Annotated in this window: 13 protein-coding genes and 1 tRNA gene; 7 read left to right on the top strand and 7 right to left on the bottom strand. The window is 49.6% G+C overall.

Features of this window, described 5'->3' with window-relative positions:
* Window positions 1–52: 52 nt before the first annotated feature.
* The 3 genes from parE to QQL62_RS03340 all read right to left on the bottom strand — a co-directional run bounded on the left by parE (window position 53) and on the right by QQL62_RS03340 (window position 4362).
* On the bottom strand, window positions 53–2041 hold the full coding sequence (gene parE / locus QQL62_RS03350) for a DNA topoisomerase IV subunit B (protein WP_284376126.1): 1989 nt from the start codon (window positions 2039–2041) through the stop codon (window positions 53–55).
* 102 nt (window positions 2042–2143) lie between these two features.
* Window positions 2144–3823, bottom strand: coding sequence for a GSCFA domain-containing protein (locus QQL62_RS03345; RefSeq protein WP_284376125.1), 1680 nt, complete (start codon window positions 3821–3823; stop codon window positions 2144–2146).
* An 86-nt stretch (window positions 3824–3909) separates the two neighbouring features.
* Window positions 3910–4362, bottom strand: a complete 453-nt coding sequence (locus QQL62_RS03340; RefSeq protein ID WP_284376124.1) for a hypothetical protein — start codon at window positions 4360–4362, stop codon at window positions 3910–3912.
* Between the two features lie 193 nt (window positions 4363–4555).
* Here QQL62_RS03340 and QQL62_RS03335 point away from each other — a divergent pair, with 193 nt between their 5' ends.
* Together QQL62_RS03335 and QQL62_RS03330 are read left to right on the top strand one after the other, a co-directional pair.
* On the top strand, window positions 4556–4996 hold the full coding sequence (locus tag QQL62_RS03335) for a hypothetical protein (protein ID WP_284376123.1): 441 nt from the start codon (window positions 4556–4558) through the stop codon (window positions 4994–4996).
* A 43-nt stretch (window positions 4997–5039) separates the two neighbouring features.
* The gene (locus QQL62_RS03330) at window positions 5040–5789 is read left to right on the top strand and encodes a heme-dependent oxidative N-demethylase family protein (RefSeq protein WP_284376122.1); all 750 of its coding nucleotides are present in this window, start codon (window positions 5040–5042) and stop codon (window positions 5787–5789) included.
* A 46-nt stretch (window positions 5790–5835) separates the two neighbouring features.
* Here the strand turns inward: QQL62_RS03330 and glnA are convergent, their stop codons facing one another.
* Complete coding sequence (gene glnA, locus QQL62_RS03325) at window positions 5836–7242, bottom strand: type I glutamate--ammonia ligase (RefSeq protein ID WP_284376121.1); 1407 nt, start codon at window positions 7240–7242, stop codon at window positions 5836–5838.
* Window positions 7243–7273: 31 nt separating this feature from the next.
* Window positions 7274–7612, bottom strand: coding sequence for a P-II family nitrogen regulator (locus QQL62_RS03320; protein WP_284376120.1), 339 nt, complete (start codon window positions 7610–7612; stop codon window positions 7274–7276).
* Between the two features lie 357 nt (window positions 7613–7969).
* Here QQL62_RS03320 and QQL62_RS03315 point away from each other — a divergent pair.
* Window positions 7970–8054, top strand: a tRNA-Leu gene (locus tag QQL62_RS03315).
* A gap of 133 nt (window positions 8055–8187) precedes the next feature.
* Here QQL62_RS03315 and QQL62_RS03310 read toward each other — a convergent pair.
* Complete coding sequence (locus QQL62_RS03310) at window positions 8188–10383, bottom strand: S8 family peptidase (RefSeq protein ID WP_284376119.1); 2196 nt, start codon at window positions 10381–10383, stop codon at window positions 8188–8190.
* Between the two features lie 255 nt (window positions 10384–10638).
* On the opposite strand from QQL62_RS03310, the gene tig reads away from it, so the two are divergent.
* Window positions 10639–11967, top strand: a complete 1329-nt coding sequence (tig, locus tag QQL62_RS03305) for a trigger factor (protein WP_284376118.1) — start codon at window positions 10639–10641, stop codon at window positions 11965–11967.
* A gap of 124 nt (window positions 11968–12091) precedes the next feature.
* On the opposite strand, the gene QQL62_RS03300 is transcribed toward tig, so the two are convergent.
* On the bottom strand, window positions 12092–13276 hold the full coding sequence (locus QQL62_RS03300; protein ID WP_284376117.1) for a hypothetical protein: 1185 nt from the start codon (window positions 13274–13276) through the stop codon (window positions 12092–12094).
* 235 nt (window positions 13277–13511) lie between these two features.
* Between QQL62_RS03300 and clpP the strand changes: the two genes are divergently transcribed.
* From clpP to QQL62_RS03285, 3 genes are all read left to right on the top strand, one after another.
* Window positions 13512–14135 (top strand): ATP-dependent Clp endopeptidase proteolytic subunit ClpP, encoded by a 624-nt coding sequence (clpP, locus tag QQL62_RS03295; RefSeq protein WP_284376116.1) that lies wholly within the window; start codon window positions 13512–13514, stop codon window positions 14133–14135.
* Between the two features lie 147 nt (window positions 14136–14282).
* Window positions 14283–15548: an ATP-dependent Clp protease ATP-binding subunit ClpX gene (gene clpX, locus QQL62_RS03290; RefSeq protein WP_284376115.1), complete on the top strand. Its 1266-nt coding sequence runs from the start codon at window positions 14283–14285 to the stop codon at window positions 15546–15548.
* Between the two features lie 124 nt (window positions 15549–15672).
* Window positions 15673–16047, top strand: coding sequence for an NADH:ubiquinone oxidoreductase subunit NDUFA12 (locus tag QQL62_RS03285; RefSeq protein ID WP_284376114.1), 375 nt, complete (start codon window positions 15673–15675; stop codon window positions 16045–16047).
* Window positions 16048–16057 lie beyond the last annotated feature (10 nt).

Below are 16057 nucleotides of genomic sequence, written 5' to 3'. Positions count from 1 at the left end.
TTGCTTCGCAATCGGCTACCGGCTTGATATTTTTGCGCTTGCGCGCAAAAAATCATACATCTAACTCTTCAACAAATCTCGCGTTCTGCTGAATATATTCAAACCGCAATTCCGGTTTTTTCCCCATCAACCGATCAACCAATTCGTCGGTTTCCCCCAGCTCGTCCTCATCAATCGAAATCCGGATTAATTGGCGGGTTTCCTTGTTCATCGTGGTCTCTTTTAGATCCTTGGCATCCATTTCACCCAGACCCTTAAACCGCGAGATATCGATCTTTCCACGCCCACCGATACCTTTTTCCAGCAGACGATCTTTCTCGATATCATCCATGCAATACACGCGCTTAGCACCTTGGGTCAGGCGGAACAGTGGCGGGCAGGCCATGTACAGATGCCCATTGTCGATCAACGGGCGCATTTGGGTGAAGAAAAATGTCATCAACAGACTGGCGATATGCGCGCCGTCCACATCCGCATCGGTCATGATGATAATTTTATCATAGCGCAGGTCATCGATATTAAATTTCGTGCCCATGCCAACCCCCAGCGCTTGGCACAGGTCGTTAATCTCGTTGTTGGTGCTGATTTTATTGCTGGCAGCGCCCAATACATTCAGGATTTTACCACGCAGAGGCAACAGTGCCTGTGTTTTGCGATCCCGTGCCATCTTAGCCGAACCACCCGCAGAATCCCCCTCTACGATGAACAATTCAGTGCCTTCACGCACAGATTGCGAACAATCGGTCAGCTTCCCTGGTAGGCGTAGCTTTTTGGTGGCGGATTTACGGGCTGTTTCCTTTTCTTGCTTGCGCTTCAGGCGTTCTTCGGCCTTTAGCACCATGTAATCTAGGATCGCACCCGCAGATTTATTATTAGATGCCAACCAGTTGTCAAAGTGATCGCGCACAGAATTTTCCACCCACTTCTGGGCCTCTACGGTGGCAAGGCGATCCTTGGTTTGCCCTACAAATTTGGGTTCTTGGATAAAGACAGAGACCAAGGCACAACCGCCGCCCATCACATCATCGCGGGTGATCGCACTGGCCTTTTTGTTGCCAACCAATTCACCGTACGCTTTGATCGCCTTTAGCACCGCAGACCAAAATCCGCTCTCGTGGGTGCCGCCCTCGGGGGTTGGTACGGTGTTACAATAGCTCTGCATAAAGCTGTCGCGCACGGGCGTCCAATTGATGGCCCATTCCACATTGCCGATCTCGCCATTGCCGAATTTTTCTGCAAAGCTAACCTTGCCAGCAAAGGGGGTTTGCGCATAGGTGCTAGAGCCTTCTAGGCGCTCGGTCAGATAATCGGCCAAGCCATTTGGAAATTTGAATGTATCTTTTAGCGGTGTTTCGTCACCAGATTTTAGACAAGAGGCCGCACATTTCCAACGGATTTCTACCCCGGAAAACAGATATGCCTTGGATTTTGCCATATCATACAGGCGCTTGGGCTTAAAGCGGGCGGTCTCGCCGAAAATTTCAGGGTCAGGGTGAAAGGTAACCGTCGTGCCGCGCCTATTGGCGATCGCGCCCAGATTTTGTAGCGGGCCTTGGACAACGCCTCGTGAAAATTCCATGGCGAACAGCTCGCGGTTGCGCGCAACCTCGACCCGAACATGATCCGACAAGGCGTTTACAACAGAAGAGCCTACACCATGTAGACCGCCAGATGTTTCATAGTTTTCGCCTGAAAACTTGCCGCCAGCGTTTAGTGTACAGAAAATGATCTCTAGCGCAGATTTGCTGGGGTCTTTGGGATGCGCGTCCACAGGGATGCCACGGCCATTATCGCGCACGGTGATATGAAAATTCTCGTGTAGCTCGACTTCGATCCAATTGGCATGTCCCGCAACCGCCTCGTCCATCGAGTTATCGATGATTTCGGCCACCATGTGATGCAGGGCGCGGTCGTCTGTTCCGCCGATATACATGCCAGGGCGCAAACGCACGTGCTCCATATCCTCCAACACTTGGATAGAAGAGGCGTCATAGGATTTGCCCTGTGGGGCGTCGTCATTGAATAGATTGGTTTCGGCCATTGGGGGCTCTTGATTCCTTGATTTGCTCGTTTTACCCAAGATAAAGCAGAACGCGGCATTTGGGTATAGTTGGAACCAAAAAAAGACCGATGTAATTAGAAATTACGCATCCATACCCTGCAAATGTTTCAATTTCTCGCTCATGTCATATTTTTCGCAATCGCTGATGGCCAGCATGCGGGCCTTGTCTGCCGCCTTGAAGCTGGAATTGGCGACCACGATCATATCGTCGATGGCATGGCTGAAATTTTTCAGCTTGCGATGGGCGGCGCCACGGTGCCAATGCAGCTCTGGTTCGTTGGGCCACTCCTCGATTGAGGTATCCAGCTGTTCAACCACGCTGCGGTATTTTTTCATATCTAACAGACGCTTAAGCGATGAAACGATGGATTTCACCTCCTTGGCGCTGTCGCTGGTGACCTCGGATTCTGGAGGGCGGCTGTTTTCAACATAGCTGCGCAGCCAATCCAAATCGGCGTTCTGGCCGATAGAGATATCAAGGTCATCCAAGCGCTGTAGCGCCTCTTGTTTATAGTCCTCGGGCGATTGGGCATCGGCATCAATGGGCGCGCGCGGGGCCAGTTGGGCGGATTTGGCAGCATCTTCTGCATGTTTGCCGTCCATTTCTGCTACCGCAGCGAAGGCGATTTGCGCCAGATCCGGGCGGCCCATACGACGATAGGACAGGGCTTGGCGCAGCTTCAGGGCCTCGGGGGCCTGGGTGCCATCCTCTTCCAGATCCTCTACCAGTTGGATCACCTTTTTATAACGGCCTGCGGCGAAATAGGTTTCAACCCAGCCGCGCGCCTCTAGCAATTTGGCAGAAGAGTGGCCTTCGGTATAGGCATTAAGAACCTGTGCCATAATTCGATCCACGGTTTCGGGTCGTACATGGCGAAAATCGCTGTCGATCCATGCGTATTTCATATCACTTAGGGTGACGATTTCGTAGCTGGGGAAGTAATCCGCATCATACTCGGTACAGAACTGTTCTAGGGCGGCGCGTTGCACGGCCTTGGAATAGGTATTTGCAACCAGCACATCCTTTTCATCAAATGTAGCAACCAATGGTACTGGGGATACGGTTAGCAACAGCCTTGGGGGTGTTTTTGAATTCTCGGCGAGCAGTTTTTGGATTTCTTTTAGGGCCGAGTAAATATCCTCATAGCTAAGGGAATGGTATTCAAACCGATCTGGGTATTGTTTTAGGGTTTGGCGGCTGGGGGCGATATTTAGGTAACAGCCCAGTTTTTTGTCAAACCACGCCTGGCTAAATCCAAGGGTGATAATCACCACATCCGCCTCAAAGGCCTTGGCGTAAGAGTCCATATAGATACGGCGCAATGTGCGCATGGTGTCCAGATCGGCGCTGAGGGTTGCATTGATCTGAAGATCCAAATAGGTGCCATCTTTGTTTTCTAGTAACAGCTCGTCCACATCTACATCGTCCTTATTTGCGGCCCAACGCAATTCATTAAGAACCGAGAAGATCGAATATTTATTTGGGGAAAATCCCGAGTTATCAGGCAGTTCCGGCAGGTCAGTAAGCAATGAAAGGATGGGAAACCCTGAAAATTCCAATGATTTTTCGATATAGCGTGCAAAGCAAGAGCCAGAGGTGAAGACCCGAGAATCCGGCCCGAAGGTGAAGCTGGGCGATACATTGATGCGCGGCACGGGCAACAGGCGCTCTACACCCTTTTTGCGCGAGGGGTATTGGCGAAATTTATTGCGCAATGCGCGCATATAGGCTTCGTTTGCATCGATTTTTTCTAGGGGCACGGTTGGGCTCTCGTATTGGTTAATATTCAAAATAGATATCAGCCAATATTTTACAAGCAGTAACTATCGCCCCATTTTCTAGGCCGCTAGTTTAACCCCATGCTCAAGCGCTGATAATCTGGGGTGCAATTCGAGATCGCACTGGTTGATCCTTTGAGCGTGAATTTCTCGCTGATCCCATTGAACAGGCGCACCTTTAGCGCATTTGCTCCGCGCATACGTTCCAGCAACATCGAGAAATTTTGGGCCTCGGTTTCCGAGGTTGAGCCCAATGCGCCCTCAATATCGGTTTGCACAAAAATGGGCGGCTCTTTGTCAAAGAACAATGCAACATTGGACAAAGGCGCTGGTGCGCTGTCCTGAATTAGGAAGTTAATTGATGTGATTGGTGCGTTGATCCCTACATCACAAAATACCGAAATCTCACCCTTTTCTGATTGCACGGTGGCGGCTAGAACACCGTCTTGAGTTTCGCTTTGCCAGATATTGGCCTGTGCGGCTGTGCCGATGATTAATGCGCATAAAATGTGTAGCTTCATAACAATCCCCATAGCTTTGTCCCTTGGCTAGGATCTATGGGGGCATTTTGTGAATTCAAGTTTTGTTCAGAAAATTTAACACAATTGGTGATATATCGCACAGATTAGCAGGGTTTTGTAAGATTTTAGCGGTATCCTTGAGTGTTTTTTAAGGCGCGGATGCTAGCAAAGGGGCGGGTTATCGGGGAATGTGATGCGGTATTTTTTAGCTGTTTGGCTATTTGTGGTTTGGGGCGCGCCTATTTTTGCGGATCGCTGGCACGAATATGGGGTCTGTCTCATTGCTCATCAAACAATCCCCACGGAAATTACTGACAAACATGAGCCTCAGATGGTGGCACAGGAAAATTGTGTTCAGGATGTGGACAATGGGTTTAGTCATTTTGTGGTGAATATCCAGTGGGAATATGGCCGAAACCTGCGTATTTCGGCGCAAAATACCACCGATAGTCTGGCGCTGAGATCAGGGCGGGAGCCGATCATAATCACAGGTACACCTGTGCTGTCTTTCACCAATTGCTATGTTAAAAGTATCGATAGCGGGTTTGAATATACTTGTTTCAAGGGTAACGGGCTGGTGATTGATGGGCCTAGCCCGGAACTGGGACAGGGCGATCTGTCTATGGGGCACTAAGGATCTGATTGCGGCCTGTGGGTGGTTCTGATTAGGGTGGGGCATGACTGATTTCCCGCCTATCTTGCAGTCCCAATTGCCCCCAGAGCTGAGGGATGGGCAAAACCGTTCGCGTCTGCCGGGGCTACTTGCCTTGGAACCCAGTAAATGGATATTGCGCGACGAGGCATTTGCCGCACAGATGCGCTATGCGGATCATCTGCTGAGCCATCGCACTGCTGAGGTTTTTCAAACGCTCGCATCAAGTAACGAGGCCTGTACTGAATTGCGTGACCTCGTGGTCGCATCGGTTCTGCGAACCGAGGGGTACCAAAAATTGCCAAGTGGTTGGGTGCAGCGCCCTGATGGCGTGGCGGTTGAGATATGTGGTTGCCACCCCCTGATTGCGGCGCGCCGCTTGGTCCAGCAAGACCTGTGCATCCTGCAAAAGCCCCATGACGAACATGTGCTGGTGGGGGCTGCGCTGTGCTTTCCTGCCAGTTGGTGCTTGGCGGATAAAATTGGCAGGCCAATGCGGCGCATTCACCTACCGGTTACAGAGTACAGCAATGATCTGGCGCGGCGCGTTCAGCGGATATTGGATAATATCCAAGTGGACCGCCCGGTCTGGCGTATGAACCGGCTGTTGTATCGCGCGCCAGATCTGTTTCATCCATGCCGCGAGGATGCGCCGCGCGATTTGGATCACTGTGGCGATTTCATTCGAAGTGAACGCCAGGTTTTGATGAAACTACCCGTCACCGGCGCGGTTGTTTTTGGCATCCATACCTTTGTTGTCCGGGGGATGGCATAAAAAAGGCCCCCGAAAATCGGAGGCCTTAGAACCAAATTCTGTGAAATTAGCAGCTGTAGTATAGCTGGAATTCAACAGGGTGAGGTGTGTGTTCATATGCAATATTCTCTTCTTCCTTCAGCTCGATATAGCCTTGGATTTGAGACTTGGTGAATACGCCACCGTCAAGTAGGTAGTCGTGATCTGCTTCCAGCTCTTCCAATGCTTCACGCAAAGAACCACAAACAGTCGGGATACCAGCCAATTCTTCTGCTGGCAGATCGTATAGATCTTTGTCAGAAGGTGCGCCGGGGTCGATTTTGTTTTTGATACCGTCAAGGCCAGCCATCAACAGTGCAGAGAAGCACAAGTATGGGTTTGCAGCGGGATCAGGGAAACGAGCCTCTACGCGTTTTGCCTTGGGGGATTCAGCCCATGGAATACGTACACAACCAGAACGATTACGTGCAGAGTATGCGCGCAGTACCGGTGCTTCGAAACCCGGGATCAAACGCTTGTATGAGTTTGTAGATGGGTTTGTGAAAGCATTCAGTGATTTGGCGTGCTTCAGGATGCCACCGATGAAGAACAAAGCTTCGTCTGATAGATCAGCGTATTTGTCGCCAGCGAACAATGGTTTGCCATCTTTCCAGATAGACATGTTCACGTGCATCCCAGTACCGTTATCACCAGCGATTGGCTTTGGCATAAAGGTTGCTGATTTGCCGTAGGCGTGTGCTACGTTGTGGATGATGTATTTGTATTTTTGCAACTCATCCGCTTGGTGTGTCAATGTACCGAAAACCAAACCCAGCTCGTGTTGACAAGAGGCAACCTCGTGGTGGTGCTTGTCGACCTTCATGCCGATGTTTTTCATTGTAGACAGCATTTCGCCGCGCAGGTCTTGTGCAGAATCTGTAGGATTCACAGGGAAATACCCACCCTTAACACCTGGGCGGTGGCCCATGTTGCCCATCTCATACTCGGCATCTGTGTTCCAAGACGCATCGGCGGCATCAACTTCGTAGGATACTTTGTTGATGGTGTTTGAATAACGAACATCGTCAAACAAGAAGAATTCTGCCTCTGGGCCCCAGAAAGAGGTGTCGCCAATGCCTGATGCGATCAGGTGCTCTTCGGCACGCATGGCTGTTGAACGTGGGCAACGCTCGTATGTTTCACCTGTGTCTGGCTCAACCACGTGACAATGCACGGCGATTGTTTTTTCAGCATAGAAAGGGTCGATATAAGCAGAGTTCGTATCTGGAATCAGTTTCATGTCTGATTCTTCGATTGATTTCCAACCTGCGATGGATGACCCATCAAACATAAAGCCGCCATCAAGGAAGTCTTCGTCGACCTCATCGTTAATAACGGTTACGTGTTGCAATTTGCCGCGTGGGTCGGTGAAACGGATGTCGACGTATTGGATGTCTTCGTCCTTGATCCGTTTAACTAGATCTTTTGCACTCATTTTTGAGTTCCTTCTCAGTTTAAGGGGAGTATTATAACGCCTCTGCGCCGGCTTCACCGGTACGGATGCGAATTGCTTGTTCGATGGTGGAAACGAATATTTTGCCGTCGCCGATCTTTTCTGTGCGGGCGGCACCGATGATGGCCTCGATAGCGCCATCTAGCTGGTCATCAGCTAAGACGACCTCGATCTTTACCTTTGGTAGAAAATCAACCACGTATTCTGCACCGCGATACAGCTCGGTATGTCCTTTTTGACGGCCAAAACCTTTGGCTTCGATAACGGACAACCCCTGTACACCAACTTCTTGAAGTGCTTCTTTTACTTCGTCGAGTTTGAAGGGCTTAATAATAGCCTCGATCTTTTTCATAATTGTCCTCCAGAACACAAATTACATTGCATGGTATCTGCACCATTTTTAACCGATAAGTGCAATTAGAGCTAAGGTTGCGGTCATACCTTTTTAATGATTTCTTAGGTTTTGATTAAAAAATGGGCAAACGGATTAAATTTTGGGCTGTTCGCGTTTGGTGCGTTCGCGCGACTGTAAGCTGGTGCTTTGGTTTTCATCAATGAAATAGGGATTTGGATTGGATAAGGCATCTGAAATCCATGTGATTTTTAGGGGTGTAAAAAAAATTTAAAAATACTCATTTTCCGCTCGCATCTCCAATTCAACCGCGTTACAACGGCGCAGAATTCAGGAGTTTACCACCTGAATAAGAGTGCGGGTGTGGCGGAATTGGTAGACGCACCAGATTTAGGTTCTGGCGCCGCGAGGCGTGGGGGTTCAAGTCCCTTCACCCGTACCACTTTTCTTCTGATATATCGAGTTTGCAGCGGTCATCGATGTATGCGCTGTACTAGGGCATGCTGTTTTCGGGCGTTACACAATCAACTCTACCTCCTAAGATCAATCCAAAGGGGTAGAGTTAACATTGCTGTTTAGAAGCGCCGCTTTAGTGTAATGCCTGCGGAAATCTCTGCTTTGGCCTGTGCATCGTGATTTGGGTTATGGATATAGGCCAATCCCCAGCCCCAACTGGTGGTGTGATCAATCTGGGACAGGTAGCCTAGTTCGAGATTGGTTTGAGAGCCAGTTGGGCGTAGACCTATGCGTGTGGCTACGGGCTGGGTGGTTTCAATGTTTGTGCGTAGGGACGCGGCGCCGCTCTTTACATACAAGGGTTTAGAGAGCGTAAGCGAGAGGCTATCTGCCCCGCTGAACAAGTTTTGATAGGTTGCGCCAATCATCGCGGATTGCGCGTTTATGGTGGTGAAATCTGCCAGGAGGGCGGTGCTGGCATGATCTACCTTTGTTGAGCTGGTGCTAAGCTGAGCAAATAGGCGCAGGTTTCGTTTTTCATAACCGACGCCAACTGTCCCTAAGGTGGTTTTAGCGCTATAACCACCATCAAAGCCGCCCGTGCCAGTGGTGCCCAGAAAGCTGTTGTCCTCGTAAATATACGAGCCGGAGATACCAAGATAAAAGCCTTGGGCCCAATTGCGCTCTACGCGGATATCTGCGGCGATATTTTGCGACACATTATAGGTGCCGCCGCGTAGGCCGTAACTCACATCCCAGTTCTGAACCTTGCGGCCCAATGCAATACTTTGGCCTTCTTGGGTTAGGTAGGATAGCGGGGTGAGCGAGGCATCGGTGATGCTGTGGGTTTGAACCGCCTGATCAATAAAGTTTAATGTAGACGCTCCGAGCGCCGTATCGCCATGGGCGATGTGCAGGGTGCTGTGGGGAGATATCTCTGCGTTTGCGTAAAATTGGGTAAGTGTGGGCGTTGTATCGCCTGTGTTTTCATCCATCCGATCCCTAAGGGTGAAGCTGGTTGACACCGCACCAATGTTGGCGTTTTGGGACTTTGTGGTGGAGGTAAAATCGGTGAAGAATTCCAAATTACTATTGGATTGCTTATCGGCAATACGATCCGAAAGGTCTGCTTGGTAGGCTCGTGCATAGGCATCATAGAGCACCAAATTGCTAAACGTATTTTGTTGGGAAAATGCATTGCCAAATGCCGAGGATACAGTGAAGTCTGCATTCTCCATGCTGGTCAGTTCTTCACCAGCGACGGTGCTCAGAAATCCGGAGGGCGCCATAGCGGCCTCTAGGTCCAGTAACCCGTTGCCGTATTCTGTATCGTAGTCTTGGAAGTCAGGTGAAGAGCTGCCCCGGTCATATGCGGATTCCAAAAGGATCTGAATCGCTTGTTTGGCCGTAAGGTTAGGGTAGGCGCTAAGCAAGACGGCAATGGCACCTGCCACATGTGGCGCCGCGAAAGAAGTGCCGCTGACGTAATTATAGCCGCCACCAGAGCGCGTGGTATAGATCGATTGACCGGGTGCCACTAGGCAATAGCGGATATCGACAGAATTACAGGCGTTGGAAAAATCGGTCACATCACCAGCGCTGTTTACGGCGCCAACAGCGATTATATGCCCATCATAAATTCCACGCCCGGCCTCATATGCGGGGTTGCTGATATCGGCAATATTGCCAAACGAGCGTTCAGAATCGTTGCCGGTAGCGATGGCCACAGCCACGCCATTCTCTGCAGCATATTCAAGGGCCGAGTTTATGGTTGAGCTGCTGCCAAATCCGCCGAGGCTAAGATTTATGACATCAGCACCATTGTCTACCGCATGGCGAATACCTGCGGCCGTATCTATATCGTAAAACCCATCAATAGATTCGGTATAGGCATCAACAGCCAAGAGTGTTGCCTCGTAGGCCACACCCTGAACATTACCTGATCCGTAATCGGCACCGATAACACCTGCAACCCAGGTGCCATGCCCGTCTTGATCAGAAACAGCGCTCATATTTACAATATCAATTGAGGCGCCGCTGATCCGACCGTTGAATTCGCTATGGGTGGTATCGATTCCAGTATCGATGATGCCTACAGTAATGCCGGCACCTGTGCCGCCATCAGTATAGTATGCATCAGCATTGATCAGGCCGAGGCCATAATTTCGTGTAAACTCCGATGTGCTGACCCAGCTGTTTGGAGTTGGGTCGGGGCGCACCACACCACCTGAATCCGAAGAAGAGCCCCCAGAACAGGCTGACAGAGTGACAATGCATCCCAAGCTACCTAAATTCATCCATAATTTAGAATCCATCGCCACATCCTCATTGGTACCCTAGTTCTGGACAGTTTTGATTAATAGAATGCAAAGATCAACGAATTCTCATTCTGTGATTGTCGAAATATTTTATACGTTGATAAAATTGCCAGCTACGGAGGGGCTGGGCGTCGGGATGTTAGGTATCGGAATCCCCTTGCACCAACAGAGTTCGCCCCTTAGAAGGGCGTCAGTTTTACCATGGATATGGGGTTTAGCTGTGCCTAAACACCACAAATAAAGGACGTATAAATGTCGGTTACCGAAACCTTGAACGAAGGCCTTAAACGCGGCTACGATATTCTAATTACAGCCAAGGAATTGGCTGAAACCGTTGATGCCAAATTGAAAGAGGCTCAGCCAAACGTAGAGATCAAAGGTTTCCGCAAGGGTAAGGTTCCTTTGGCTATGCTGAAGAAGCAATTCGGTCAGCAAGTTCTGGGCGAAGCGATGCAAGAATCTGTTGATGGTGCGATGAATGCGCATTTTGAAACATCTGGCGATCGCCCTGCGCAACAGCCTGACGTGAAAATGACCAACGAAGACTGGAAAGAAGGGGACGATGTAAACGTATCCTTGGCCTATGAATGTCTTCCAACAGTTCCAGAAACTGATTTCTCTGCGATCAAGCTAGAGCGCAACACCGTAAAGGCATCTGATGAGGATGTGAAAGAGGCGATGGCGAACTTGGCTGAAACCGCACAAGAGTTCGAAGATAAGAAAAAAGGCAGCAAAGCCAAAGATGGTGATCAGGTTGTGATCAACTTCTTGGGCAAGGTAGACGGCGAAGCTTTTGATGGTGGTCAAGCCGACGATTATCCGCTGGTTTTGGGTTCAAACAGCTTCATCCCTGGGTTCGAAGCACAGTTGGTTGGCGCAAAGGCTGGCGACGATGTAGAAGTTAAGGTGACCTTCCCTGAAGAGTATGGTGCAGAAAACCTAGCTGGCAAAGACGCTGTATTTGAATGTACAGTAAATGCCGTTAAGGGCCCAGTTGCCGCAGAACTGAATGACGAGTTGGCCAAGAAATTTGGCGCAGAAGATCTGGCGGATCTAGAGAAGCAAATCACGGCGCGCCTAGAAGAAGAGTATAAAGGTGCGGCACGTTTGATCATGAAACGTGATCTTATGGATGCGTTGGACAAGCTGGTTGATTTTGAATTGCCAGAAGGTTTGGTAACTGCTGAGGCGAACCAAATCGCGCATCAGCTGTGGCACGAAGAAAACCCAGAAGTAGAAGGCCACGATCACCCGGAAATCGAAACAACTGACGAGCACACAAAATTGGCAACTCGCCGCGTGCGATTGGGATTGTTGTTGGCGGAGGTTGGTCAAATTCAAGAGATCACTGTAACAGATGCTGAAATGCAGCAAGCGATCATTCAACAGGCCCAACAGTACGGCCCAAATGCTCAGCAGTTCTTTGAATTTATTCAGAAAAACCCAGAAGCACAGCAACAAATTCGCGCACCTTTGTTCGAAGAGAAAGTTGTGGATTACATCGTAGAGAACGCCGCGATCACAGATAAAGAGATCAGCAAAGAAGATCTGCAAAAAGCTGTAGAAGCTCTGGAAGACTAAATCCAAGCCTTTTAGAATTGGAAAAGCCGCCCCTTTGTGGGCGGCTTTTTTCGTTTACGTAATGATACCCACATAAAAAAGCGCCCCAAACAGGGCGCTTTAAAGTATTAAATTGATCGCTGTTTTAGAACTTGCGCGAAACTTTTACGCCAACGGTTCGTAGCGTATCACCATCAAAGACGATCGAACCACTCTCAGGGCTTATCGAACTTGAGGTCGCCGTTTTGTATTTACGGAAGCTAACGCCAGCGGATATGGCGGTGCCATTGCCAACGCTATATTTACCGCCAATGGACAATGTGTTGTTTTCACATGTTGGCGCTAATAGGCTGACACTATCACAATCAGATGGCGCGTGGGTCAGGGTTAGAGAGCCAGAAAACTTGTCGGAGAAACGACGCCCTACACCAATAGTATAGGTGGTGCTGTCGTCGAAATCAGACAGCTGAAGATTGTCATAGACGGCAGACATTGTTACCTGTGCATCGGACCAATTGGCACGGCGAATTGCGCCAAATACCAATGTATCTTTGGCCACGCCAGATTGGAATTCCAACAGCATAACATCTGGTGTTTTGATTGAGCCAGCACCACCAGAATAGGTTGGGTTGATCGAGTTCACGATCGGGTTGGTTTCAACACCCAATTCATAGGATGCCGCAACACGCAGCGCAATGTCAGGTATTTCATATGAAACGCCGATGATAGGGGCAATTGCGCTATCACCTTCAAGCGTAACAATGCCAGCACCCGCTCCAATATCCGCTAGGCCAATGCTGGTAACCGCGCCTGCGCCAATGCCCGCAGCCAAAGGTACAGAAACATTGGCGCTACCACCGATTTCCACCAACTTTAGTGCACCAATCACCGAGAAACGGTCGGTTACTTTGTATTTCCCACTTAGGGTCATTGCTGATGAACTGAGATTTGCGCTTAGGGATGCTAGGTCTGAAACTGCAGAAAAGGCAGACGCGGCAAATGCACCGTAATTGATATCGACGCCATAGGGGTTATTGTTCACCTCAAAGGCGATCGCAACTTTGTCGCTTAGATCGGTCTTAAAACGAACGATGCCGGTATTAAACCTTTCGGTTACTTGCCATGCGGAATTTAATGCCGCACCACCAAAAGCGGTATCGGTTTGCGGTGATACCTTGGGGCTAGTGGTTGCAAAAGAAATTTCGGCATGGGTTCCTTCCTCAAATAGGATTGCCGAACTAAAGGTTGCGCGATCTAGCCCCCCAGCTAATGCGCCGGTGGCGGTTGTCGCCAATGCGACGGTTGCCGCAGAAAGTGTAAGTTTGTTCATGGTGTCTCCCTAAATTCTCTCCCTGAATTAGTCCAACGCTAGCGTAGGGGTCTTTGATCGGTCAATCTATTTAAGTGACGTTGACGTAACGGAATGATAACTTGTTAAAAGATATCAAGGGCTTTTACCAGTTGCTGATTAACTGCTTAATAATCTCGATCGGTATAAACACGACTTGAAGCCAGCATTGGCAATGACTACAGTGATTAGAACGAATTCAAACAGGCAGGTTAAAATGCGCGATCCATTAGAAGTATATAACAGCACTCTGGTCCCGATGGTGGTGGAACAAACCTCTCGCGGGGAACGTTCCTACGATATCTTTTCTCGGATGCTCAAAGAACGAATTATTTTCGTATCCGGCCCTGTACACGACGGTATGGCAACACTAATCGTTGCTCAGCTGTTGTTCCTAGAGGCAGAAAACCCCAACAAAGACATAGCAATGTATATCAACAGCCCAGGCGGCGTGGTTTCATCCGGTCTATCGATCTATGACACCATGCAATATATCCGCCCCAAGGTTTCGACCCTGTGTATCGGTCAGGCGGCCTCAATGGGGTCGTTGCTACTGGCCGCAGGCGAGAAAGATATGCGCTTTACCCTGCCAAATTCGCGCGTGATGGTGCATCAACCCTCGGGTGGTTTCCAGGGGCAGGCGTCAGATATCGCACTGCACGCCAAAGAGATATTGGAACTGAAAGATCGCCTGAACAAGATTTATGTTCACCATTGTGGGCAGAAGTTGAAAGATGTAGAAGCCGCGCTTGATCGCGATAATTTCATGACCGCAGAAGAGGCCAAGGATTGGGGTCTGGTTGATGAGATCGTACAAAAGCGTGCGGTAGAAGAAGAGTAAGCCCCCCAATTGAAGGGTTTATTCATATGTAGAATGCTAGTGTTTTTAGCACCCAAATAGCAGGGTGTTTATAATCATTGTCCTCGGATGGTTTCTAGCATAATCTCGGGGAAGAAAATTCGGCCTTGGGCCAAAGTGGAGTAGTGAATGGCGAATTCTGGCGATGGTGACGCAAAAAATACCCTATATTGTTCGTTCTGTGGCAAGAGCCAACACGAGGTGCGCAAGCTGATTGCGGGCCCAACAGTCTTCATCTGTGATGAATGCGTTGAATTGTGTATGGATATCATCCGCGAAGAGGCGAAAGCCGGGGTTGTAAAATCTGGCGAGGGAATGCCAACGCCTGCGGAAATCTGTCAGGTATTAGATGATTACGTGATCGGCCAAGATGTGGCAAAACGGGTGCTGTCGGTTGCTGTACACAACCATTACAAGCGCTTGGATCATGCTGACAAAGATAGCGAAATCGAACTGTCAAAATCCAATATCATGCTGGTTGGCCCAACTGGTTGTGGTAAAACATTGCTGGCGCAAACGTTAGCGCGCATTCTGGATGTCCCCTTTACCATGGCGGATGCGACCACATTGACCGAGGCCGGTTATGTGGGAGAGGATGTAGAAAACATCATCCTGAAATTGCTACAGGCCTCTGAATACAACGTAGAACGCGCGCAACGTGGCATCGTGTATATCGACGAAGTCGATAAAATTACTCGCAAGTCAGATAACCCCTCTATCACCCGCGATGTGTCGGGCGAGGGGGTACAACAAGCACTGTTGAAAATCATGGAGGGCACTGTTGCCTCTGTGCCACCACAGGGCGGTCGCAAGCACCCTCAGCAAGAGTTCCTACAGGTTGATACCACAAACATCCTGTTTATTTGTGGCGGTGCATTTGCCGGCCTTGATCGTATTATTGCTCAGAGAGGCAAGGGATCTGGCATCGGTTTTGGCGCAGATGTCAAAGACGAAGATGCCCGCGGTATTGGTGAGATATTCACTGACATGGAGCCAGAAGATTTATTGAAATTCGGGCTGATTCCTGAATTTGTAGGTCGTTTGCCCGTATTGGCCACACTGACTGATCTGGACGAAGACGCTCTTGTAACCATTTTGTCTGAGCCAAAAAATGCCTTGGTTAAACAGTACCAGACGTTGTTCTCGCTAGAAGATGCCCAGCTGACCTTTACAGACGAAGCTTTGCGGGCCATTGCACGCCGCGCAATCGAGCGTAAGACAGGTGCGCGTGGATTACGCTCTATCCTAGAGGATATTCTACTGGACACGATGTTTGAATTGCCAAGCCTTGAGAATGTACAAGAGGTTGTGGTCAACGAAGATGCGGTAACGCGCGAGGGTGAGCCGCTGATCGTTTATGCGGATCAGGTGGAGGAAACGGCCTCGGCCAGCTAAATCCTAATAATTTGAAACGGCCTCGCATAGAGGCCGTTTTCGCTTTTGCCGAAACAAAATCATCCCCCTAGACCTTGCTTTGCGTTTCCTGCATAACAATAGAAATATGCTCGAAGGTGCTCTAATGAAATTTATTCTCAGCTTTGTCACGTGGTGGAACTCACAAACATTGAATACACGGTTCTATACGTGGCGCCACGGAGTGGCTGTGGGTGAAGACGAGCAGGGGAATGCCTATTATGAATCCCGTGATGGTAAGCGCCGCTGGGTTATCTTTAATGGCGAGGCCGAGGCATCGCGTGTTTCGGCGGATTGGCATGGGTGGTTGCATCACACCTTTGACGAAAAACCCTCAAAGAAGCCCCTGAAACATAAGCCATGGGAAATTTCGCACAGCGAAAATCGCACCGGCACCGCCACGGCCTATACGCCGGCGGGCAGCCTGCGCCAAACACATCCAGTTTCGCGCGATGATTACGAAGCTTGGCAACCAGAATAGAGGCCAAAAA

Origin of the sequence: Amylibacter marinus (genome assembly GCF_030160015.1) — a bacterium.
GTDB classification, from domain to species: Bacteria; Pseudomonadota; Alphaproteobacteria; order Rhodobacterales; family Rhodobacteraceae; genus Amylibacter; species Amylibacter marinus.
Note: the sequence above shows the minus strand (reverse complement) of the source record. Positions and strands in the feature narration are given on the sequence as shown.

What these genes read in the sequence shown, in the direction of transcription:
- parE (WP_284376126.1), bottom strand. Translation starts at nt 2,041, where the DNA reads ATGGCCGAAACCAATCTATTCAATGACGACGCCCCACAGGGCAAATCC.
- QQL62_RS03340 (WP_284376124.1), bottom strand. Translation starts at nt 4,362, where the DNA reads ATGAAGCTACACATTTTATGCGCATTAATCATCGGCACAGCCGCACAG.
- QQL62_RS03335 (WP_284376123.1), top strand. Translation starts at nt 4,556, where the DNA reads ATGCGGTATTTTTTAGCTGTTTGGCTATTTGTGGTTTGGGGCGCGCCT.
- QQL62_RS03330 (WP_284376122.1), top strand. Translation starts at nt 5,040, where the DNA reads ATGACTGATTTCCCGCCTATCTTGCAGTCCCAATTGCCCCCAGAGCTG.
- glnA (WP_284376121.1), bottom strand. Translation starts at nt 7,242, where the DNA reads ATGAGTGCAAAAGATCTAGTTAAACGGATCAAGGACGAAGACATCCAA.
- QQL62_RS03320 (WP_284376120.1), bottom strand. Translation starts at nt 7,612, where the DNA reads ATGAAAAAGATCGAGGCTATTATTAAGCCCTTCAAACTCGACGAAGTA.
- QQL62_RS03310 (WP_284376119.1), bottom strand. Translation starts at nt 10,383, where the DNA reads ATGGATTCTAAATTATGGATGAATTTAGGTAGCTTGGGATGCATTGTC.
- tig (WP_284376118.1), top strand. Translation starts at nt 10,639, where the DNA reads ATGTCGGTTACCGAAACCTTGAACGAAGGCCTTAAACGCGGCTACGAT.
- QQL62_RS03300 (WP_284376117.1), bottom strand. Translation starts at nt 13,276, where the DNA reads ATGAACAAACTTACACTTTCTGCGGCAACCGTCGCATTGGCGACAACC.
- clpP (WP_284376116.1), top strand. Translation starts at nt 13,512, where the DNA reads ATGCGCGATCCATTAGAAGTATATAACAGCACTCTGGTCCCGATGGTG.
- clpX (WP_284376115.1), top strand. Translation starts at nt 14,283, where the DNA reads ATGGCGAATTCTGGCGATGGTGACGCAAAAAATACCCTATATTGTTCG.
- QQL62_RS03285 (WP_284376114.1), top strand. Translation starts at nt 15,673, where the DNA reads ATGAAATTTATTCTCAGCTTTGTCACGTGGTGGAACTCACAAACATTG.